The organism is Paenibacillus sp. OK060 (assembly GCF_900101205.1).
GTDB lineage: Bacteria > Bacillota > Bacilli > Paenibacillales > Paenibacillaceae > Paenibacillus > Paenibacillus marchantiae.
The window spans coordinates 130933-152346 of record NZ_FNFR01000008.1 but is presented as its reverse complement, the minus strand read 5'-3'; the positions used below and the strand labels follow the sequence as shown (position 1 = coordinate 152346).

The 21414-nt window shown below is 50.6% G+C and carries 20 protein-coding genes; 18 read left to right on the top strand and 2 right to left on the bottom strand.

Annotated elements, in window-relative coordinates; genetic code table 11:
- Positions 1-117: 117 nt before the first annotated feature.
- Complete coding sequence (locus BLS14_RS26050; RefSeq protein ID WP_072735461.1) at positions 118-1683, bottom strand: M4 family metallopeptidase; 1566 nt, start codon at positions 1681-1683, stop codon at positions 118-120.
- 763 nt (positions 1684-2446) lie between these two features.
- On the opposite strand from BLS14_RS26050, the gene BLS14_RS26045 reads away from it, so the two are divergent.
- The 15 genes from BLS14_RS26045 (at position 2447) to BLS14_RS25975 (ending at position 19375) form a co-directional block, all read left to right on the top strand.
- Positions 2447-3394 (top strand): glycosyltransferase family 2 protein, encoded by a 948-nt coding sequence (locus BLS14_RS26045; protein WP_090954651.1) that lies wholly within the window; start codon positions 2447-2449, stop codon positions 3392-3394.
- A 62-nt stretch (positions 3395-3456) separates the two neighbouring features.
- Complete coding sequence (locus BLS14_RS26040) at positions 3457-4572, top strand: glycosyltransferase family 2 protein (RefSeq protein WP_256336679.1); 1116 nt, start codon at positions 3457-3459, stop codon at positions 4570-4572.
- Positions 4569-5342, top strand: coding sequence for a glycosyltransferase family 2 protein (locus BLS14_RS26035; protein ID WP_090954650.1), 774 nt, complete (start codon positions 4569-4571; stop codon positions 5340-5342). Before BLS14_RS26040 ends, BLS14_RS26035 begins: the two co-directional genes overlap by 4 nt.
- Positions 5339-6070, top strand: coding sequence for a sugar phosphate nucleotidyltransferase (locus BLS14_RS26030; RefSeq protein ID WP_079696647.1), 732 nt, complete (start codon positions 5339-5341; stop codon positions 6068-6070). The genes BLS14_RS26035 and BLS14_RS26030 overlap by 4 nt, the downstream gene beginning before the upstream one ends.
- 812 nt (positions 6071-6882) lie before the next feature.
- Positions 6883-7647 carry a GT-D fold domain-containing protein gene (locus tag BLS14_RS26025; RefSeq protein ID WP_244552230.1) on the top strand — a complete coding sequence of 255 codons (765 nt, stop codon included), beginning with the start codon at positions 6883-6885 and terminating at the stop codon, positions 7645-7647.
- 64 nt (positions 7648-7711) lie between these two features.
- Positions 7712-9268, top strand: a complete 1557-nt coding sequence (locus BLS14_RS26020) for a glycosyltransferase family 2 protein (protein ID WP_176854761.1) — start codon at positions 7712-7714, stop codon at positions 9266-9268.
- A gap of 428 nt (positions 9269-9696) precedes the next feature.
- Positions 9697-9972 (top strand): glutaredoxin family protein, encoded by a 276-nt coding sequence (locus BLS14_RS26015; protein WP_063566643.1) that lies wholly within the window; start codon positions 9697-9699, stop codon positions 9970-9972.
- 308 nt (positions 9973-10280) lie between these two features.
- The gene (locus BLS14_RS26010; RefSeq protein WP_063566644.1) at positions 10281-11621 is read left to right on the top strand and encodes an LLM class flavin-dependent oxidoreductase; all 1341 of its coding nucleotides are present in this window, start codon (positions 10281-10283) and stop codon (positions 11619-11621) included.
- A 194-nt stretch (positions 11622-11815) separates the two neighbouring features.
- The gene (locus BLS14_RS26005; protein ID WP_063566645.1) at positions 11816-13459 is read left to right on the top strand and encodes an ABC transporter substrate-binding protein; all 1644 of its coding nucleotides are present in this window, start codon (positions 11816-11818) and stop codon (positions 13457-13459) included.
- A 42-nt stretch (positions 13460-13501) separates the two neighbouring features.
- Entirely contained in the window at positions 13502-14434 is a 933-nt protein-coding gene (locus tag BLS14_RS26000; protein WP_062324145.1) for an ABC transporter permease, read from the top strand.
- A 55-nt stretch (positions 14435-14489) separates the two neighbouring features.
- Positions 14490-15407 (top strand): ABC transporter permease, encoded by a 918-nt coding sequence (locus tag BLS14_RS25995; protein ID WP_170867948.1) that lies wholly within the window; start codon positions 14490-14492, stop codon positions 15405-15407.
- A gap of 24 nt (positions 15408-15431) precedes the next feature.
- Complete coding sequence (gene ssuE / locus BLS14_RS25990) at positions 15432-15980, top strand: NADPH-dependent FMN reductase (protein ID WP_090954647.1); 549 nt, start codon at positions 15432-15434, stop codon at positions 15978-15980.
- A gap of 67 nt (positions 15981-16047) precedes the next feature.
- Positions 16048-16920 carry a LysR family transcriptional regulator gene (locus BLS14_RS25985; RefSeq protein WP_063566647.1) on the top strand — a complete coding sequence of 291 codons (873 nt, stop codon included), beginning with the start codon at positions 16048-16050 and terminating at the stop codon, positions 16918-16920.
- 70 nt (positions 16921-16990) lie between these two features.
- A complete protein-coding gene (locus BLS14_RS25980) occupies positions 16991-18052 on the top strand; it encodes an LLM class flavin-dependent oxidoreductase (protein ID WP_090954646.1) in 1062 nt (353 codons plus the stop codon).
- Positions 18053-18148: 96 nt separating this feature from the next.
- Positions 18149-19375, top strand: coding sequence for an amidohydrolase (locus BLS14_RS25975; RefSeq protein WP_371121673.1), 1227 nt, complete (start codon positions 18149-18151; stop codon positions 19373-19375).
- Between the two features lie 185 nt (positions 19376-19560).
- Here the strand turns inward: BLS14_RS25975 and BLS14_RS32760 are convergent, their stop codons facing one another.
- Complete coding sequence (locus tag BLS14_RS32760; protein WP_161490625.1) at positions 19561-19719, bottom strand: hypothetical protein; 159 nt, start codon at positions 19717-19719, stop codon at positions 19561-19563.
- Here BLS14_RS32760 and BLS14_RS32755 point away from each other — a divergent pair.
- The 3 genes from BLS14_RS32755 to rpsN are packed head-to-tail and all read left to right on the top strand — an operon-like array spanning position 19704 to position 21413.
- The gene (locus tag BLS14_RS32755) at positions 19704-19874 is read left to right on the top strand and encodes a hypothetical protein (protein WP_176854759.1); all 171 of its coding nucleotides are present in this window, start codon (positions 19704-19706) and stop codon (positions 19872-19874) included. The two genes, BLS14_RS32760 and BLS14_RS32755, sit on opposite strands and share 16 nt — an antisense overlap.
- A gap of 42 nt (positions 19875-19916) precedes the next feature.
- On the top strand, positions 19917-21113 hold the full coding sequence (locus tag BLS14_RS25965; RefSeq protein WP_090954644.1) for a GTP-binding protein: 1197 nt from the start codon (positions 19917-19919) through the stop codon (positions 21111-21113).
- Between the two features lie 30 nt (positions 21114-21143).
- Positions 21144-21413, top strand: coding sequence for a 30S ribosomal protein S14 (gene rpsN / locus BLS14_RS25960; RefSeq protein WP_063566651.1), 270 nt, complete (start codon positions 21144-21146; stop codon positions 21411-21413).
- Position 21414 lies beyond the last annotated feature (1 nt).

Genomic DNA, 21414 nt, shown 5'->3' with positions numbered 1-21414 from the left:
ACAAAAGCGGTTCCCGGATATGTCCGGGACACCGCTTTTTTTCATATATAAGCTTGCTCCGTTCGGACGATGAGGGGTGCCTGAACGATTTAATATGAGTTCAACAACGAATGATTCTTACAGTCCTACAGCTTGATAAGCTTTGGTAATTGCAGTAGCTTCAGCCGAAGTCGCTCCGTACAGATCTTTAGCGGCTTGGATTGTCGCTGTTTTGGCAGCAGCAAATTTGGATGTAGGTGTCAGATAGTTCACGAGTGTGCTGTAGAAGATTTGAATGGCTTTATCACGCCCGATCCCTGTTACAGTGACACCATTATGTGTACCGCCTTGAGCTGCAAGATAGTACGCTTTGTTAATGATACCGCTGTTGGTATGAACGCCTCCGTTGTCCGCTGTTCCAGTATAACGGTCAGCGTATTTGTCAGGTTGTCCATACAATGTAGGGTTGGATAGGGAGCGCAGTGCATCACCTGCAATGTTAGGGGTGTAGACATCGTCGCCAAGCAACCAGTTTTTGCTTTGGATCGTATTTCCGAAAATATCAGCGAAGGCTTCATTTAATGCACCTGGCTCATTGCGGTACTCCAGATTGGCTGTATACTCAATGACACCGTGAGTCAATTCGTGGCCTACTACATCCAGATCACCAGATAGTGAACGGAAAGTCGTTCCATCACCGTCACCAAATACAATCTGTACTCCGTTCCAGAATGCATTATTGTAGTTGGAGCCATAATGCACAGTGGATTTAATGAGCAAACCGTTGCCATTAATACCGTTGCGGTTGAATTTGTTTTTGTAGAAATCATACGTGGCAGCAGCATGGGCGTGGGCATCTACGCCAGCACGATCAGTCCATACGTTATCGGAATCTGTCAGGAGTGTACCTGGAATGGAGGAACCATTGTTTGCAGTGTAAGTTTCAATCCCATTGCCGCGAGTGGTATCTTTCAGTTGGAAGGTACTGCCGGATTGGGTGGTTGTAAGGGTTTTGGTATCACCAAGTACACCTGTACCTGTTCCTGTTGCGAAGTTGATGAGGTCATATTGAGATACGATACTGCCGTCAACGGCATTCACGAAATATTTGGTACGTAATGGGGCAGGATCCAGCACATTGACTTCGGTAATGTAAACAAGGTAGGTTTGGTTGTCCTCTTCATTGTGGTAAATGTTCAACTCGGCTTCAGGGGTTTTCTGTGGTTCGCCAAGCTCTCCAACGCGGGAAGTGGCTTCTTCCGATGCAATCTTGATCGCATCTTCTGCACTGATTTCAGCGACACCGTCATTAGGGATAGCTTGTTCTTCAACTGGTGGGAGATCTCCAAGTGCGGATGAAACCTGGCCTGTTTTGTCTAGGTGGATCGTTTGCTCGGCACCGTAGACTGGAATGCCCTTAATGTACTGCTTCAGGCGGAAGTGTCTTACACCAGAGGTGTCCGTAGTCCTTTTAATAATTTTGAGTTGGGATTTCACGTCGGAATTCAGGAATTGTTCCTGTTGTCCAAGGAAATTGAAGATTGTTTCGTCAGAACCGCTGTTCAACTGGATACCCTCCTCAGAGGCATAAGGGGCCTGCAATGGAATGGACTGATCAGACAATGGAGCTGCAGCAGCAGAAGATACGGAAGCGAGCAAAAGAGCTCCTCCAAGAATTGTTGGCATAACTTTAGCAAATTTCATAGTAAACTCTCCCATTCTCAATATGATTTTTTTGGAAAACACATAATTATGCCAATCTCGGTTGGAGTTCCGTCTGCAACTTGGGCAGCGCGGAGTGTGGGGCTGAATCTGAAACGTGGAATATGACAAGAAACGATAAGGAACAAAGTCGGCAGAGCCTGTATGCCTGTGGTTGGGCGTGTCAAAGGAGTACCGTTTATCCGGTTCAGCCATGAGGCTTAATCGTTCATTGTGGTTCCTCTTTCAGAAGCCAGGGGTCTTGTCCACTTGCGAAGCAGAAGATGTTCTTACGGAGCCGGGGTGTTCGTTCCGGGTTCACATAATAGAGCCTGAACTACGTATTGAACGGCATCACTCCTCTCAAGGTACATGCAACAGAGCAAAAACAGCCTCTTGTATCATCCTGTACGCATAATTAACCCCAGGTCAATTAACAGGAATGAAAAAAGATTACTAAGGAACGTTTGTTCCTAATTAGGATTTTTTTGTCAATTTACTGCTTGCAACGTATATTATCACAATGTAAAAGTTTGGAAAAGATGCAATTTTAAATTTTTCTTAAAATTGTGTCTGAAGTAGGGGAGCCGTAGCATATTTCGCATATTTTGACGAATTCTGTCTAAATAAATGGATTGACTGAGCCGGGTGGCAGACAGAACCTGCTCGGTTCAAGGACATACGCCGTTTCCACTGCTCCATGAATACATAGAATAACGTGTACTCCCTTTGCATGCCGATGATGTACACCCGGGAGGTGACTGTGTTGCAAAAACGCGGTAATACAGCTTTTTATGCAGCCAAATCGAATCTGGCACAAAGAAAAGCGCAATTAAAGAAGCGTCGTTTGAAATCTGCTTACAAAAAGGGTACAAAGGCCTACAAGTACGTAATTCCACCCGTGGAGCAAACGGAATTGCCAGCATTCGGAGCTGAGCATGCGATGAGAGAGACACTTGCACAGGATTCGACGTACTCGCATAAACCACTGCTTTCGGTCATTATACCTGCCATGAATGAAGAGCGAACCATTGGTGCAGTCGTGCGTCAGTCGCTGCGGATATGCCGTGATGCTGAAGTGCTTGTTATTGTGAATGGTTCAACGGATGGGACGGCAGCAGCGGCAAAAAGGGCAGGGGCACAGGTGCTTCGTTATGCCGAAGCTTTGGGACATGATGGAGGAAGAAGAATCGGTGCAGCGGCAGCTCGTGGCAGGGTGCTGTTGTTCACGGATGCAGACATTCCAATTCCGGCAGAACATCTCGCGCCTTATGTGCGAGCGGTTCTGGACGGGACGGATGTGGCGCTTAATGATTATAACGGACCGGTGGCGCGTATCCCTGTTCACCCTGTGGTAGAAGCCAAACATGCGCTGAACAGCATGCTCGCGAGACCTGATCTGCAAGGGGCTTCCATGACAGCCATTCCGCATGCATTAAGTCGCAGGGCACTTGAAGTGATTGGGACGGACACACTGGAGATTCCACCATTGGCACATGCAAAGGCGGTTACCAACGGGTTGAAGGTGCGTGCCGTCCATCATGTGCCTGTAGGCAAAATGAACGCAGTTCGAGTCAAGAAACGAAGCGGACCTGACCCGCTCAGTCAAGTGGTCTGGAATGATCATCTGACAGCGATCAGGTGGATAACCGATACACTTGGCCCACGCGGAGGACATTCCGATCTGCAGCGTGTTCGTAGCCTGACGAGGTGAGCATGTTGCCTAAAACAAGAAAGAAACCTCGTCAAAAGATGCAGCATGCTGGAGGTGAGGAAATGAAGGAGCGTTCAGGGGGTGTCCGTCGTCAACGGACAGCAGGCAGACGAACACCAAGGAACAGAACCAGAACCATGGGCAGGAAGAGCCTGACTAAATCGCCGCTAAAGAGTTCAGCATCGAGCAGGTTGGCAATGAACAAGTCCGTATTGCATGAAGCATTCAGCGCAGGGCAACGGGCAGGACGCATGACGTTGGAAAATGAACAATCGATTGAACAACATGCGCGTTCAACATGGCAGGAGCATGGGGCTGCGATCTCAGCGGAGCTAAGGAGTTATTCTGCTGCAATGCAGGCAGGGAAAGCATTCATGCAGGGTTATGCTCAAGCTGCGGGACGCTCATTGAATATTATTCCACTTGCCCTGAATAAACCTGCCGCTGCAGTCGTCTGTGCCTGCAATGAGGAACTTACGCTGGGGCAAGTACTTGTACAACTGAAACGTTTACCGCTGACAGATATCGTTGTGGTATTGAATGGAACAACGGACAACAGTCTGACACAGGTGCTTGAACAGCCTGGCATCACGCTGGTCTATGAACCTGACCGGGCGGGACATGATGTAGGCCGCGCCTTGGGGGCCAAAATGACGGAGGCGGAGACCCTTCTCTTTGTGGATGGGGATATGGTCGTCCCGGCAGAGCAACTCGCCCCGTTTCTGTATGCGGTCGACCGGGGAGATGACGTGGCACTGAACAATCTTTCATCGCTGTTGCCTCCATTTGCCCGCCAGGATGAAGTGAGCCGGATCAAGGCATATCTCAACCGTGTGCTTAATCGTTCGGATCTGGGTTCCAATTCGTTGACGGCTGTACCTCATGCCCTCTCACGTAAGATGATCCAGATCGTAAAACCGGAGGCGCTGGCCGTTCCTCCCAAGGCGCAAAGTCTAGCCATTCAGCATGGATTAAAAGTGACTGCACCCAGTCAAGTGGATGTCATTCGTTCCAATCGCCTGCGTTCCACCAATACGGGCAGCGGCAACGAAGTCGCCCGATTGATCATTGGCGACCATCTGGAGGCGATTGCAACCTGGCTGGATTTGGGCGGCAATAAGTCACAAGCTCGATCCATTTCTCGTGCTGAAGTGGCCTACAGGAGGAACGCCAGATGACACTGACGAGTATTATTATTCCGACGTACAACGGGCTGGAACTGCTGAAGCCGTGTATCGATGCCATTCGAAAATATACCGATTCTCATACATCTTATGAAATCATCGTTGTGGATAATGGCTCGGTTGACGGAACAGCAGCGTATTGTGCACGGGAACGAATTCGTTTTGTTCGGTTGCCGGACAATCGGGGTTTCCCGGCGGCTTGCAATGCCGGGCTCCGTGCAGCCTGTGGTGATGAGCTATTGCTGCTGAATAACGATGTTACAGTTACCACCCGCTGGCTCGAAAATCTGCGGGCAGCCCTCTACAGTGATGCAAACATTGGTATTACAGGTCCGGTGACCAACTATGCAAGTGGTATCCAGCAGGTAGAGCTTGAGTTCCGGGACATGGTACATTTTCAGGAACTGGCTGCTGCCAACAATATAGTCGATTCTTCCAGATGGAAGGAAGTCAGACGAATTGTCGGCTTATGTATGCTCATGCGGCGAAGTGTGATGGAGGACATTGGTGTGCTTGACGAAGTCTATTCGCCGGGACACTATGAAGATGACGATTATTGCTACAGGGCCTGCCAGAAAGGCTATCGTTTGCTAGTATGCGGGGATGTCCTGGTGCATCATCGCGGCAGCGCGAGTTTCCTGAAGACCGATCCTGTAGCTTGGAAACAGTTGCTTGAGCGCAATCGATCCATTTTTATCAACAAATGGCATGTCGATCCCCTTAAATATATTGAGACATCCGATGAAGGAGGGATAGTGGAATGAAAGGTGTAATTCTTGCTGGCGGAACAGGAACACGACTGTATCCTCTGACCCGGCTGATTAACAAGCATCTGATTCCAGTCGGCAAGCATCCGATGATTATGTATGGCATCGACAGACTCCGCCAGGCAGGCATTGAAGAGATATTGATAGTGATCAACAAACATTCCGCTGGGTTATACACGGAGTATTTGGGTGGTGGAGCAGATCATGGCGTCAAGCTGACGTATCGGATTCAGGAAAAGGCAGGCGGGATTGCCGAAGCATTGGATCTGGCGACATCGTTTATCCTTCCTGGAGAGAAATTCGTTGTGCTGCTGGGAGACAATCTGTTTAGCGACGATTTGAAGCCTTATGTGGATAAGTATATGCAGCAGCCTGCGGGTACAGCTCGTGTTTTGCTCAAAGAAGTGGACGATGCACGGCGGTATGGGGTACCGGTGTTTGATCCGCAGCATCCGGAACGAATCTCATACATTGAGGAAAAACCGAGTGATCCGAAGACCTCTTATTGTGTTACTGGCATATATATGTATGATGACCATGTATTCAACCTCATTCAGAACATTGCGCCTTCTGCACGCGGCGAACTCGAAATTACGGACGTGAACAATCATTATGCAGCAGCTGGAGGACTGGAATACGATATTTTGCAAAAATATTGGAGTGATGCAGGGACGTTCCAATCGCTTCAGGAAGCAGCCATCCGCATGAAGGGTCAACTGCCCTAAAATATATGCGCCTGATGCTGCCGCTGTGAGAGGTCCCATGAGAGCAGAACAACCTGCGCCGGAGCCGGAAGAATGCTCCGGCGCTTTGTGCAGCGGCGGCACTCCTCGTGCATGCCAAGGGAGGGAATGCCGTGAGAGTAGCAAAACGCAGCGACTTGGGCAGGAAGAAGACACTGGGCGGTCATGCCGGCTCCTTGTACGTATCTGTGGGAGTGCAGCCCAAAGCAAGTTCGAATCACGAATGGGGAAACCAAGGCGCGAAGCAGGGGAATGTGGAACTCGCAGGAATAGAGCGCAAGCTTCTTGCAGAACCGAAAGGCAAAGCCAGCGGGCGCACCGGCGCAAGACGTGGTGCGAGCGCTGGATCACGAACCAAAACGGGAGCGAAAACAGGCGAAGGGCGTGGCATTGCAGGCACCCGCGTAAAATCAGGCGAGCGTGCAAGCGTGAGCCGTGGCCGTAAAGGGGCGCGAGCCAAAACGGGCAAGCGCGCAGTTGCAGGCCGCGGGCATGCTGCGCCACGAGGCGGGCGGGCCGCAGGCGCCCGCGCCAAACAGCGCACGGCTGCGCAGCGTGCGCCCGGGCCAGCACCGCAAGCCAGCACGCCACAGGCGCTGCCTGCCAGCGGTGCTGGTCCCGCCCCGCCGCAAGCGACACACCGACACGGTGGTGTCGCCCCCGCGGGGCGGGAAAGCGCTGCCGCGCATGCTGGCAGCGCAAGGGCAATGGCGCCTGCGCAGCCGGCAGCAGCGCCCGAGAGCGGCTACGCCGAGGGCTTCCGCGACGGCGTGTTCGCGGGCGGGGAGGCGCTGGTGGCGCAGCACATCCCGCCCGATCATATTCTGCCTGCCGTGGCGGCGGCAGATCTGATCGAGGCGGGATTCCGCCAATATGCGCCCACCCTAACCCGGCTGGCCAGCCCTCATGAGATGGCTGTCCATATCCAGGGGGCGCTGGATGCGCAGCGCCCCCTGTCCGTCGTTCGCCTCGGAGATGGCGAACTGCTGACCCTGGCAGCCGATACGGTGCTGCCAGGCGAACAAGTGCAGGAGCTGGCACCGTTTCTGCCTTATGCAGGGGTGCCACGCTCCACCCCAGACATCCGCGCTGAGCTCGCGGAAGCCATTCGCGGCGCGGATTGGATCGGTGTCCCCATCTCGCGTGCGCCTACTTTTCAGGGACTTTTATTTCCAGTATTGCGCCATTTCGGCATTGACTGGTCCCGTCTGAATCTGACCAGTTCCACGATTAACTACAGCCTGCATCATTCGGGTCTGTTGTTGCCTGTGGTACAGGGGCGCCGGGTGCTGCTGATTGGAAGCCAAGCTGCAGAGCTCGGGGCGTTGTTGAACGGCCACGGGGTGCAAGTGACAGGCATTATAGGAACAGTGGATGGTGTTGTGGATATCCCGAGAGTGATGCAGCAGACTGCGGAGCATTCGTTCGATATCGCTCTGGTAGCAGCAGGAATTCCGGCCGTCATTCTGTGCCGCCGAATCGCTGGTGAACTGGGGCGGGTTGCCATAGATTTTGGACATTTGGCTGACAAATTGGTTACAGGAGAGCTTCATCTCTAATGGACGATCTGGTGCGACGTTCATCGTAACGCGCATTTGGATGAGGGGAAATGGAGGAAGCAACATGAGCACATCAGGCAGACGTTCAAAACAGCGGAAAGCATCATCCGAAACCGTTGTTTTGCATGCAGCTCGAAGCCGGAGTGGAGGGAAGATTAGACGCCAAGGCTCAGGCAAACGGGCAGCCAAGAACGCAAAACTGTATAAGCAGGGCTACCATAGAGGCTATGATGAGGGCGTACGACAGGGGGAAAGCTCATTCGGGCTGGTATTCGAAGGCGTAAGCATTATTATTCCGACGTACAACCAGCGCGAATATGTCCTGCAATGTGTGTCCAGTATTGAAAAGCATACACCGGCCCCCTTTGAAATTATTGTTGTGGATAACGCATCCAAGGATGGCACGGCGGAAGCCGTGCTTCGCAAAGGTGGCATGGTAAGGGTCGCTGCGCTGGATAAGAATCGTGGTTTTGCCGGCGGTGTCAATCATGGACTGATGATGGCGAGGGGGCGACATATCGTCGTGCTGAACAACGATACACTGGTCACCCCGGGCTGGTTGGAAAACATGATGACCTGTCTTGACAGTCATCCCGAGATGGGAGTTGTGGGTCCGGTTACAAATTACATCGGCGGAGATCAGCAGATTGAAGTCCCATACAGTGATGTGGATGACATGTGGTCTTTTGCTGCCCGACATAATCGCCCGGATGCCACGAAACATCGGGAGACCGACAGGCTGGTCGGATTTTGCTGGCTGTTCTCACGGGAATTGCTTGAGCGGGTAGGTTATCTTGATGAAGGTTACGCCGTGGGCAATTTTGAAGATGACGACTGGATCATTCGGGCGAAGCTGGCGGGATACAGGCTGGGGGTAGCTGGAGATGCCTTCATACATCACTACGGAAGTGTAAGCATGAAGGCGCTGGGAGAACAGGATTATGAAGTCGTAAATAAGGATAACGAACAGTATTATACTCAAAAATGGGGAGATCCCCATGCGTTGGTTGCCGATACTTCTCGGCTCTCGTTGCGTGCCAAGGTGTCGACCAGTCAGCAGGAGAACAAGACACCCCTGGGCAAGACAGACACCCCTGACCTGCGACAGCGCATTTCCACTAAGGGCAGCAGCGATGTAACTCATAAGCTGAGACGCAGTACGGACTTTTACCCGGAGGGTTGTTTCATCTCTGATATCAAGGGCGATGTTTATCGACTGATGCGTGGACAGCGACGTAAGCTGAATATCCCGGTTCCACGCGGCATTTCTCCTGTTTTGGTTGCAAAACCGGATCTGCTCGGCGTACCCGCAGGTGAGCCGCTGGTATCTGCGGGTGAGGTACAGGGCTGGCCCCTGGAAAGAAGTCATGTTCATGCTCAACCCGTTCAGAGCAACCGGGATGCGCTGGAGGAAGGCATGATTGTTGCCGCGACGAATGAAAGGGATACATGGTACCAGATTAGTGGCAATAAACGCAGGAGGTTTGCAACCCCTTATGCTGCGGAACGGTGGGGAGTGCAATTCGGGCATATCGTTCATGTATCTGCGAACCAATTGCGTACGATCGAAGAAGGCTGGCCCATTATAGCTCCTCCCCAGCTCTTGAACGAAGATTTGTAATGACCGGGTTCGGCTGCCTTGTATATCGGCACGACAGCATGATGCGGAATGTGATGTAAAGCGTATCGCTATACATCTGTCCGCATCCGAACTATACATATATCACGAATCACGAAATGAAACGATAGAGAGATTAGCAAATTACTTTTCCACGAGCATTTTGTATAAACTCCAAGAGCGTCATCCGAACATTTTTAACATGGTTAGGGATGCGTTCAAGGAATAATGGGAGCTCTTGCAGAGCTCTTTTCAAATTTAAAATTTAATCTTTCTATCCTCTTATAGGTTTATTCTATTGGAAGATCCATTGACGCTTGAAGAGGTGAGGAGTACATTTATAGCCATAATTCTTATTTAACAGATAGGAATTAATGGTCTGGGTGGTAATCCATCCTGATCTGACAATGAATCAATCAGGAGGTATGCCGATGTCTTCTACATCGAAAAAAGTAGTGCTCTGGAGCAAAACAGGCTGTCATTTCTGCGGAGAGGTTAAGGCATTCCTAACGGCCCGCAACCAGCCTTTTGAGAACATCGAAGTGCAAGGGAACGATGTGCTGAGGGACGTGCTTGAAGCCAAATATGGCATTCGACATGTACCTGTCATTGAGGTGGGTGGAGACGGCAAGTATGAAGCATTGCTGGAGCCCGATCTGGAGAAACTGGCGGAACTTCTCGCCCAGCCTGATGAAGCAGCAGTCTGACCGGACGTGGCAGATCTCTTGATAAAGCAGTTTCCGGCTGCTAAAGGCTGACATATCAGTGTGCAGCAGTCGGGGACTTTTATAAGCTCTAATCCATCCTCTTATTCAGATATCCAATCCTTATATAGAAAAGTTCTATAAGCAACGCTGTTGACCGATGTGCGGGGCAGTGATAAGATTTGTGAAATTAAAGCTGACCAAACTCATAGGAATAGTTAACTTTTGAATTTTCTTCATTCGTAATCCATATCAGATCGGACTTTAGAAATTTCTTGATATATCCTAATCCAAGGAAGGCGGAATGTAATATGACGGCTCAGCGCAGTTTGAAATTTGGAGCGATTGTCCACGGTGTCGGAGGTAGCATGACGACTTGGAGACACCCGGAGATTCAATCGGATGCCAGTGTGAATTTTGAATTTTACAAACGCCAAACGTTGAAGGCAGAAGAAGGCAAATTCGATCTCGTTTTTATCGCTGACGGTCTTTATATTACCGAGAAATCCATACCTCACTTCTTGAATCGATTTGAGCCAATCAGTTTGTTGTCCGCCCTGGCCGCCATTACGTCACGAATCGGTCTGGTTGGAACACTTTCCACCTCCTATAGTGATCCATTCACAGTTGCCAGACAGTTCGGTTCCCTTGATCTGATCAGTAATGGCCGCGCTGGTTGGAACGTGGTTACATCCCCGCTTGAAGGCTCAGCCAAAAACTACAGTAAAAGCAACCATCCTACCCACCCGGAACGTTACCGGATTGCAACGGAATATTTGCAGGTGACCAAGGGCTTATGGGATTCGTGGGAAGACGATGCTTTTGTAAGAGACAAAGAAAGCGGCGTTTTCTTCGATCCATCCAAGCTGCACACACTCAATCATGAAGGAGAGTTCTTCTCCGTACAGGGTCCACTTAACATTGCACGTTCAAAGCAGGGGCAGCCGGTTATTTTCCAGGCAGGTTCTTCAGAAGATGGCAAGACCCTTGCTGCTAAAGAAGCGGATGCTGTTTTCACAGGACATGATTCAATTGAGGATGCACAGGCCTTCTACAAAGATGTCAAATCCCGCGCAACAACCTATGGACGTTCCACACAGGATATCGTCATTTTGCCAGGGATCAATCCAATTATCGGACGGACAGAAGAAGAAGCAGAACAGAAATATCAGGAGATTGCCAGCCTGGTCACTATCGATAAAGCGCTGGATTACCTGGGACGTTTCTTCGAGCATCATGACTTCTCCCAGTATCCGCTGGATGAACCATTCCCTGAATTGAATGGCATCGGTAGCAACAGCTTCCGTAGTGGTACGGACAAAATCAAGCGGGATGCCAAAGAGCAAGGATTGACGCTGCGTGAAGTAGCCCTGCGGGCAGCAACACCGAAGAGCAAATTCCTTGGTACACCGGAGCAGGTGGCTGACAAGATCCAGGAATGGTTCGAAGCCGAAGCGGCGGATGGATTCATTATTCATTCCGAACTGCCAAGTGGATTGGCCGATTTTGTGGAACTGGTTGTTCCGATTCTGCAAGAGCGTGGCATCTATCGCACCGAATATGAGCATGACACATTGCGTGGAAATCTCGGTGTGCAAATTCCGGTGAATCGTTACACGGCTGCCCGGGAGCAAGTTGGAACCGAGGCTTGAGAAACAATTAGATAGCTGAAATTCGGCAGTAGTCTAGGAATGAGGTATCCGGATGAAATATTCGGATTGCATATGCGGAAGGTGCCGAATGATGACCTAAAACCAAGTTAACGGATAGGTTATGTTGATAAAAAATCTATAATTCATTAATTCAATGAATCAATGACACCTGTATACACAGAGGGGGAAGCTATATGAACAGGTCTATCTCATGGATGAAATATATGGCATTGGCGGCAGTATTGGTGCTGGTATTATCCGGTTGCGGAGCGGCAGGTAACTCGAACAGTGCAGTTCAGGCTTCCGGTGGGGAGCAGGCGGCTGGGCAAGCAGAAGGTGGGAATCTAACCTACGCACTCGCCACATCGCCGGATACGCTGGACCCACATCGAAGTGGCCTTGCAGTAACCGTACGTGCGATCCGAACGATCTATGACAATCTGGTGGTACAGCTGCCGGATGGTTCCATTAAACCTTGGCTCGCCAAGGAGTGGAGTGTATCGGAGGATGGCAAAAGTTATACGTTTAAACTGCGTGAAGATGTGAAGTTCCATGATGGCACACCATTTAACGCGGAAGCCGTGAAGTTCAATCTGGATCGGGTAATCGATCCGGCCACCAAAGCCGCCAATTCCCTTGCCCTGATTAGACCTTATAGCTCCTCGGAGGTCATTGATGAATACACCATTAAGGTAAATCTGGAACAACCTTCGCAAGCTTTTCTCGGTAACTTGAGTCAGGCCTTGCTAGGAATCGTATCACCTACAGCCGCCAAGAAATATGGGGATCAACTGGGTAAAAATCCTGTGGGGACCGGTCCGTATACCTTTGTGAAATGGGATGAAAATGCGGATATCGTTGTCGCCAAAAACAAGGATTACAACTGGGCTCCCGCAACTGTTGAAAATGAAGGCGCCCCGCATATTGATACGATTACGTTCAAAATTGTACCGGAAGAAGCAACGCGTATCGGCAGTGTTCAGAGTAAGCAAGTACTCGCAGCGGAGACTGTTCCGCCGCAAAATATTGCTGCCCTGAAGAACGATCCGAACCAGCAATTGCTTCAAGCCAATACCGTTGGTTTGCCGTATACTCTCTTCTTCAATCTGCGCAAAGCGCCTTGGGATGATGTGAAAGTCAGACAGGCGGTGCAATCTGCAGTTGATGTGGAGTCCATCGTGAAGACACTGTATCTGGGCAACTACGAACGCGCGTGGTCTGCACTGTCTCCGGGAATCCTCGGTTATGATACTTCTCTGGAAGGAAGTATCAATCCGGATATCAACAAGGCCAATCAGCTGCTTGATGAGCAAGGTTGGGTCAAGGGAGCAGATGGCATTCGTGAAAAAGATGGTAAGAAGCTGACCCTGCATTATGTGGACGGTTCGCCGAACCGGGAGAAGCGTAACGACATTGCAGCGATTATTCAGCAGCAACTCAAGCAGGTGGGTATAGCTGTTGAGGTTGAAATTACGAAGGACGTTGCTACGGTCATCTATCAAAACTGGGATTATGATCTCTATGGCAACAGCCAGGTCAATTCTGATCCGAATGCGCTCTATGCCTTCTATCATACGAGTGCAGAAGGTGAACGTCCGACATTATCTGGCTTATCTGATCCGAAGATCGATAAACTGCTCGAACAAGGAGCGGTGGAGACCGATCCGGATAAACGTGTGGATATCTATAATCAGATTCAGCAATATCTGATCGAGCAAGCTGTAATTTTGCCGATCTATGTGTTCCCTTATACAGTGGCTGCATCCAAGTCGGTGCAGGGCATCAAGTTTGATTCACTCGGTTATCCGTTGTTCAACGATGTTCGGATTCAGCCATAATACGAAACGTCAATTATGCAGACAGGAAGGAGACGACCCGGTATGGTTCAAACGATACTGACAAGACTTGCTACATCGCTTCTGGTTATTTTGGGAGCTTCGGTGTTGGTGTACTGCATCATGTATCTGCTGCCGGGTGATCCGGTCCTGCTTATGCTGGACCCGTCATCGGCAACACCCGAGATGATTCAGAACCTGCGGGTTCAGCTGGGACTGGATCAGCCGTTTTACATCCAGTTTGCCAACTATTTCGGAGACATGCTGCGCGGCGATTTCGGCAAATCAATGATCAATTCCGACCCGGTGCTGCCCAAAATATTGGAACATTTCCCTGCCACACTGGCGCTGACCGCGCTCAGCTCAATCATAGCGATAACCATTGGTATTACGCTCGGCGTATTGTCTGCCATTCATCGTAATGGCGTGATTGATTTCATCGCCCGGCTCGTTGGATTGTTTGGCATCTCCATGCCCACCTTCTGGACCGGCATTCTGTTGATCCTGTTGTTCTCGGTTCAGCTTGGCTGGTTCCCGGCGATGGGCTCCGACGGATTCAGTTCATTGGTGCTTCCAGCTGCAACACTAGGCCTCGTCGGTGCGGGTTTCATCGTACGTATGGTGCGTAACAGCATGCTGGAAGTGGTGAACGAGCCGTTTATCGTGGCATTACGAGCAAAAGGTCTTTCACAGCGGACCATCATGTACGGTCATGCACTGCGTAATGCACTGATTCCTGCGGTGACGGTCATCGGCATGTTGATTGGTGATTTGCTTGCAGGAACCGTCGTGGTGGAGACGGTCTTCTCCAGACAGGGCATAGGCAGAATCATCGCGGATGCGTTGATGGCCAAAGACCTGCCTGTTGTGCAGGGCGTAGTCTTTTTCACAGCAATTATCTATGTCGTGTTGAATTTATTGGTGGATATCTCTTATGCGTACATTGATCCCAGAGTTAGGCGTGCAGTCCGAACGTGAGGACGGATGGAACAGTCTGAAACATCTGAACGCGTAGTGAGGAAGGAGGAGTCTTATGAGCATGAAACCATTGGTGGGTGACGAAAAAGGTTGGACGGCCAGAACAGGGCGTTTACGCCTCTGGAGTCGCCGTCCCCTGCGTCAACGCGTCTCATTCACGGTATCCCGTTTATTCTTTTATGCAGCTTTGCTGGTCGTGGTGTTTACCGTCACTTGTGCAATCGTGCCGGGATGGATTGCACCTTATGATCCAACTCAGATGATGACGGATGCCATCCTGCAGGCTCCCTCTGCTGCGCACCTGTTTGGGACCGATTATTTTGGCAGGGATATCTTCAGTGTGGTTGTGCATGGCAGCAGGGATTCACTGCTGATTGGATTTGCCTCGGTGCTGGTGGGTGGTCTTGTGGGCAGTGCTCTTGGCATTATTGCCGGCTATGCAGGAGGTGTTTTGGACACAATCACCATGCGTGCCGTCGATATTCTGATGGCTGTTCCAGGCGTGTTACTGGCATTATCCGTTGCGGCAGCGTTGGGACCTGGACTGCTTAACATTGCACTGGCTGTTGCGGTATCCTCCATTCCAGGATATGCACGGGTGATGCGTGGGCAGGTCATGTCCGTTAAAGGTTTGCCTTTTATTACAGCTACACGTTCACTTGGGGGCTCCAATGCCCGTATTTTCTGGAAGCATGTACTGCCTCATTCGTTGTCACCTTTGCTGGTTATGGCGACGCTGGGCGTGGGTACCTCCATTCTGACAGGCTCCGGGCTCAGCTTTCTTGGACTTGGTGTGTTGAAGGAAATTCCGGATTGGGGAGCGTTGCTCTCGCAAGGGAGAGGTTATCTGACGGTTGCCTGGTGGATCTGTACCTTCCCGGGACTTGCAATTACCATGTTTGTGCTGGCGGTTAATCTGATTGGAGACGATATTCGCGATCGGTTGGACCCCAAAGTAAATGGAGCGGCTTGACCGCTATTCCAAGGAGGAATCATGATGTCACATGTCGTTATTATTGCCGGATCGCCTTCCAAACGTTCGCGTCTGACAGGCCTTACGGATTACAGCAGCAATAAATTAAAAGAGGCAGGCATTACCGTTGAGGTGATTCATGTAGCAGACCTGCCAGCGGAAGATCTAGTGCAGGCCAAGTTTGATAGCTCTTTCATTCGTGATGCGCTCGCTGTTGTTGAAGCAGCGGATGCAGTCATCGTGGCAACACCGGTATACAAAGCATCGTACTCAGGTGTGCTGAAGCTGTTCCTGGATCTGATCCCTCAGGAAGGACTGCGGGGCAAGCTTGCTCTTCCATTAGTCATCGGCGGCTCGATTGCCCATCTGCTCGCGATCGATTATGCATTGAAGCCTGTTCTGGCAGCACTTGGTGGAAGACATATTCTCGGCGGAGTATACGCAGTTGATCAGGGAATTGATCGACTCGATGACGGGAAATATGTGCTTTCGGCGGACATTACTACAAGATTGAATCGTTCCCTGGAAGAATTGATATTGACTCTGGAAAAGAATGGTATTACGATATCATAAAACCAAGTAAATTCATTGGATAAATAGATATAGATAACGTCTGCGGACGTGGATTCGGGGGGCGCTTATGAATATTGAGAACATTGAAGCATTTGTATATATCAATCATTACGGAAGCTTCAATAAGGCTGCCGAGGTACTCTTTTTGTCCCAACCTTCTGTCACCGCTCGTATTCAGTCCCTTGAACGTGAACTCGGCTGCAAATTGTTTGACCGTCTTGGCAAACAGATTGTGCTCACGGAAGAGGGGAGAAAGTTCCTTCCCTACGCCCAGCAGGTGCTGCAAGTGATTCAGAAGGGCAGACAGAAAATACAGCAACGCCGTACGACGCCCGATGCACTTCGACTCGGCAGTACGGTATCCGTATCTAACTATGTCATTCCCGACTTTCTGCCCAAAATCAAGGAAGCTTACCCTGAGGTGAACATCAAACTGACTACAGCGACGACGGACCAACTCGTCGCCAAGCTGCTGGGTCAGGAAATCGATCTTGCTTTTGTGCGGAAGGTCATGCATCCTGCGATCCGTACGGTTGCTTTTTATGAAGATCCAATCCAGTTATACGTGTACAAAGGCCATCCATTTATTGAACGCGGGCATGTCAGCATGGAGGCGATCAGGAATGAGCAGCTGGTCTTTTTTGAATGTGGTTCATTGGACTGGCTGCGCATTCACCGGGCCTTTGACTCGCTGGAGCACCCGCCGGATATTACATATCACGTTGATAATTCGGAGACGGCGAAGAAGCTGGTGAAGCAAGGAGCAGGTATTGCGTTTCTCCCAGGTCTGACAGTGCAAAAGGAAGTGCAGGATCAGGAGCTGTTTCCTATTCAGGTACATGAGGTTGCAGGTGTATCATTGCAGATCAGCGTCGTTACGTTAAAAGAAGAACATTCGCCTTTTGCAGAGCCTTTCGGGGAACTGCTGCGGCAGCTATAGAGACTTATTAACGGAAGTAAGAACGGATTTTAAAAAGTCAGGTTCGGCATGATCGAAGGAGGAGAATATGATGGGTATTCGTGTTGGCATATTGGATCAAACCCCGATCTATGAAGGGGAGACGCCGATTGATGCTTTTCGGCATACGATTGAATTGGTACAGCGGGCTGAACAGCTTGGATTTCATCGTTTCTGGGTATCGGAACATCATGATTCAGGTCATGTTGCCGGCTCCTCACCGGAAGTGCTCATTTCCCACTTGCTGGCGCATACAGAGCGGATTCGTCTCGGTTCTGGCGGGGTGATGCTGCAACATTATAGTCCTTACAAAGTGGCCGAGAACTTCAATGTGCTTTCTGCGCTTGGTCCGGGGAGAATTGATCTGGGTATTGGACGTGCACCGGGAGGATTGCCCCGCTCCACGCAGGCACTACAGCAAGGGATTCAGGAGGCCGCTTCACTGAAAGAGAAAATCAATCAGGTGAAGCAGTTCATTCATAATGAACCGCATGAAGACGAAACACATCCTTTGGCCGGCTTGAGCGCTGCGCCGGTATCCGAAATCCCGGCCGAGCTATACGTGCTTGGAGCAAGTATCGATAGCGCAGGCATGGCGGCAGAATTGGGACTGCCTTATGTATTTTCATTGTTTATTAATAGCAATACGGAGGTTGCTCTGGAGGCTCTGCGAACTTATAGGGAACAATTCGACCGCACACATGGACGGGAGCCGTATGCCATCCTCGCTATATCATTGATTGTGGCGGAAAGTGCGGAAGAAGCCGAAGGACTGGCAAGTGAACACATGCTGGTTAAGATCCATCTGGAGAATGGCAAGGTATTGACGGTTGGTTCCGTGGAGCAGGCGGAAGAATTCGGACGGCAATCGAACGAGAAGTATCGGATCGAGATTCTGGAGCCAAGTGTGACGAGAGGTACGAAGGAAACGGTTGGTCCGACTCTGGCGAAGTTCCAGCAGGATTTTGCCGTGGATGAACTGATTGTTACCACAGCCACACGTGATTTTGCCAAGCGTATTCGTTCATTTGAACTGTTGCGTGAGGCGCTGGATGAGCAGGGACTGGGCGAATTTGCGCATGAGTCGACACCTGCGCAAGCGGTGATCGGTTAGGCATATATATGTTATAGAGCATACCTGTTGAAGTGACCCGTGTATTATATTAACCCATCTTACATGGCACATACGATGATAAAAGGAGGCAATGTCGTGAGCAGTGATCTGAAACAGCCTGAGCAACAGGCAGAACTTGAAGAACAGAGCCGCAAGCATGAATTTTACGTTGGGCAGGATGAAAAATTCGCAGAGCACTTAACCGCGATTCGGCGACATTTGCATCGTAACCCCGAGCTATCCGGAGAGGAACGGGAAACGACAGAAGCCATTCGAGGCTGGTTGGTGGAGGAAGGGGTACGGATTGCAGATGAATATTCGCTGCGAACGGGCCTTATCGCTGAAATTGGGCAGGGCAATGGCCCGGTAGTGGCCTTACGCGCAGATATTGATGCCCTGCCGATCCAGGAAGAAACGAAGCTGGAGTATGCCTCGCAAATCGCTGGCCGAATGCACGCCTGCGGTCATGATGCACACACCGCCATTTTGATCGGTGCTGCACGATTGTTGAAACAGCGAGAGTCCCGGCTGCCGGGCAAGGTTCGTTTGATTTTCCAGCCTTCGGAGGAGAAGGCGACGGGGGCACGGCAGGTTATTCAGAGCGGAGCGCTATCCGAAGTTCAGTCTATTTTTGGGTTGCATAACAAACCGGATCTGCAGGTCGGTACGGTAGGTATCCGTGAAGGAGCGCTGCTTGCAGCGGCAGATGGTTTTGTGGTTAAAGTGGAGGGTGTCGGAACCCATGCGGCAGTTCCGGAAGCGGGCATTGACCCGATTGTGGTGGCCTCTCATATTGTGACTGCATTACAGGCCATCGTGAGTCGTAATGTTGGAGCACAGGAGAGCGCCGTGATCAGTGTGACCAAAATTAACAGCGGCACCGCTTGGAACGTCATTCCTGAAGAAGCCATATTGGACGGCACCGTGCGTACCTTTGACGAGAAGGTGCGTGCCCGGATTCGCGAGCGTTTCAATCAGGTGGTTGCCGGTGTCGCAGCAGCCTATGGGACACGGGCTACCGTGCGCTGGATTCAGGGACCACCTGCCGTGGTCAATGATGCGTCATTGGCTGCAGCGGCTGAGCAAGTCGCGAGCGAGGTGGGGTTGAACAGTATCCGACCGATACCTTCCCCGGCTGGCGAAGATTTTTCCTTTTACCAAAAGGAGGTTCCGGGACTGTTCCTCTTCCTCGGAACGTCAGGCCCACACGAATGGCATCATCCTGCATTCGATGTGGACGAACGGGCACTGCCGCTTGGCGCACATCTTCTGGCAGCGCTGGCTGAAGAGTCACTGCAAAAGTTGCAGTCAAATGGCGAGTAACTGATAACTGCTAGTTAAATACGTGAATACGTAAGTACGTGAATAATGAATAAGATAATATGCTAATACAATAGCGAATGGACGTAAAAAACGGTGACCTCAATCAGGTGGCCGTTTTTTGCAGTTTCCGTATTTTTAATTTAGTAGTTGTGGTTCTCCATATTGTATGAACGAAGAGTGCGGGATCAATCTGACATCGGGCGCAGCAGACCACGGCTGATCAGCAGTGTAGTCATGCTGTTTGCTTCATACGTATTTGGAGCCACCACGACCTTTCTTCCGCTGTATATGGTATCGACCGTGAAGGAGAGCGGGGGTGTTTTTAACGATGACCTATTTGTCATATATGCTGCCTGCCGATTCCAGATATGAGACAACAACGATCGGAGGACGATCCGTGACCCAAGCGGCCACCTCGCGCGAGAAAAACAAAAATGATTTGACAACATGGTTCAACAGGATTATAGTCATTGTTGTTAATCGTAATAATTACTATTAAGGTCAGAGGTATATGGACCACAACCATAAGGAGTAGATACACATGACACAAAAGCAGGTTCCGGTAACTGTTCTTAGCGGTTACCTCGGTTCAGGTAAAACAACCGTTCTTAATCACGTACTGCACAATCGGCAGGGGCTCAAGGTCGCCGTCATCGTTAATGACATGAGTGAGGTCAACATCGATGCCGCTCTGGTGAAGGGTGAGGCGACGTTGTCGCGCACCGAAGAAAAGCTGGTGGAGCTGTCCAATGGCTGCATCTGCTGCACCTTGCGGGATGATCTGATGCAGGAGATTGAGACGCTGGTGAACGAAGGCAGGTTTGATTATATCCTGATTGAATCCACAGGCATCAGTGAACCTGTGCCGGTAGCACAGACCTTTACATATGCAGACGAGGAGTCAGGTATTGATCTGACAAGTCTGGCGAAGCTGGATTGTCTGGTAACCGTCGTGGATGCCCATCGATTCTGGCATGATTTTGCCTCAGGGCAGAGTCTGCTGGATCGGAACCAGGCCACAGGTGAGGAAGATACCCGCGATGTTGTGGACCTGCTGATTGATCAGATAGAGACTTGTGATGTCCTGTTGCTGAACAAATGTGATCTGGTCGATGACGTGGAGCTGAACAAGCTTGAAGGTGTCATCCGCAAGCTTCAGCCTAAGGCCAAAATCATTCGGACTGTGAACGGACAGGTCAACCCGTCTGAAATTTTGAGTACAGGTCTCTTCGACTTCGAGAAAGCAAGCATGTCCGCCGGGTGGATTCAGGAGCTGGAGAAGGAATCCCATACACCGGAGACCGAGGAATACGGTATTGGCTCCTTCGTGTATCGTCGTCGAAAACCATTCCATCCTTCTCGTCTGGCTGAATTCATGAGCTACTGGCCGGAAGAAGTGGTGCGTGCCAAAGGGCTGGTCTGGCTCGCGGCTAAAGGGGATGTTGCTGCAAGTCTGAGTCAGGCGGGATCGTCGATTCAGTTTGGCCCTGCCGGACATTGGGTTGCGGCATTGCCGGAAGCTAATAAGGAAGAAATTTTGCGTGCGGAGCCAGATGTGCTGGAGAAGTGGGATGCGCAGTGGGGAGACCGTCAGACCGAGCTGGTCATGATCGGGATTGAAATGGAGCGCGTCATCATTGAAGACGAACTTGACCAATGTCTGCTCAGTGATGAAGAAATGCAGGCCGATTGGGGGCATTTCGACAATCCTCTGCCTTGGCCAGTTGAAGTCGTATAAAAAATAAATTTATAAAAGGAGCTGTAAACCATGGCCAAAAAATCAAAAGTGGTACGTGAAAAACAACGTCAGGCAACCGTAGCCAAATATGCGGAGCTGCGCCGGGAACTGAAAGAAAAAGGGGATTATGAAGCGCTGCAGAAACTGCCGCGCAATGCTTCCCCAACCCGATTGAAAAATCGCTGTGAACTGACAGGCCGTCCGAGAGGATATTTGCGCAAGTTCAAGGTATCGCGGATTGTGTTCCGTGAGCTGGCTCATCAAGGGCAAATTCCGGGCGTCACGAAGTCAAGCTGGTAAG

Bases quoted from the DNA above. Each gene is read 5' to 3' on its own strand.
- BLS14_RS25985 (WP_063566647.1), top strand. From the start codon at position 16,048: ATGAATATTGAGAACATTGAAGCATTTGTATATATCAATCATTACGGA.
- BLS14_RS25980 (WP_090954646.1), top strand. From the start codon at position 16,991: ATGGGTATTCGTGTTGGCATATTGGATCAAACCCCGATCTATGAAGGG.
- BLS14_RS32755 (WP_176854759.1), top strand. From the start codon at position 19,704: ATGACCTATTTGTCATATATGCTGCCTGCCGATTCCAGATATGAGACA.
- BLS14_RS26040 (WP_256336679.1), top strand. From the start codon at position 3,457: ATGAAGGAGCGTTCAGGGGGTGTCCGTCGTCAACGGACAGCAGGCAGA.
- BLS14_RS26050 (WP_072735461.1), bottom strand. From the start codon at position 1,683: ATGAAATTTGCTAAAGTTATGCCAACAATTCTTGGAGGAGCTCTTTTG.
- ssuE (WP_090954647.1), top strand. From the start codon at position 15,432: ATGTCACATGTCGTTATTATTGCCGGATCGCCTTCCAAACGTTCGCGT.
- BLS14_RS26000 (WP_062324145.1), top strand. From the start codon at position 13,502: ATGGTTCAAACGATACTGACAAGACTTGCTACATCGCTTCTGGTTATT.
- BLS14_RS26020 (WP_176854761.1), top strand. From the start codon at position 7,712: ATGAGCACATCAGGCAGACGTTCAAAACAGCGGAAAGCATCATCCGAA.
- BLS14_RS32760 (WP_161490625.1), bottom strand. From the start codon at position 19,719: ATGACAAATAGGTCATCGTTAAAAACACCCCCGCTCTCCTTCACGGTC.
- BLS14_RS26035 (WP_090954650.1), top strand. From the start codon at position 4,569: ATGACACTGACGAGTATTATTATTCCGACGTACAACGGGCTGGAACTG.
- BLS14_RS26010 (WP_063566644.1), top strand. From the start codon at position 10,281: ATGACGGCTCAGCGCAGTTTGAAATTTGGAGCGATTGTCCACGGTGTC.
- BLS14_RS25995 (WP_170867948.1), top strand. From the start codon at position 14,490: ATGAGCATGAAACCATTGGTGGGTGACGAAAAAGGTTGGACGGCCAGA.
- BLS14_RS26005 (WP_063566645.1), top strand. From the start codon at position 11,816: ATGAACAGGTCTATCTCATGGATGAAATATATGGCATTGGCGGCAGTA.
- BLS14_RS26030 (WP_079696647.1), top strand. From the start codon at position 5,339: ATGAAAGGTGTAATTCTTGCTGGCGGAACAGGAACACGACTGTATCCT.
- rpsN (WP_063566651.1), top strand. From the start codon at position 21,144: ATGGCCAAAAAATCAAAAGTGGTACGTGAAAAACAACGTCAGGCAACC.
- BLS14_RS26015 (WP_063566643.1), top strand. From the start codon at position 9,697: ATGTCTTCTACATCGAAAAAAGTAGTGCTCTGGAGCAAAACAGGCTGT.
- BLS14_RS25965 (WP_090954644.1), top strand. From the start codon at position 19,917: ATGACACAAAAGCAGGTTCCGGTAACTGTTCTTAGCGGTTACCTCGGT.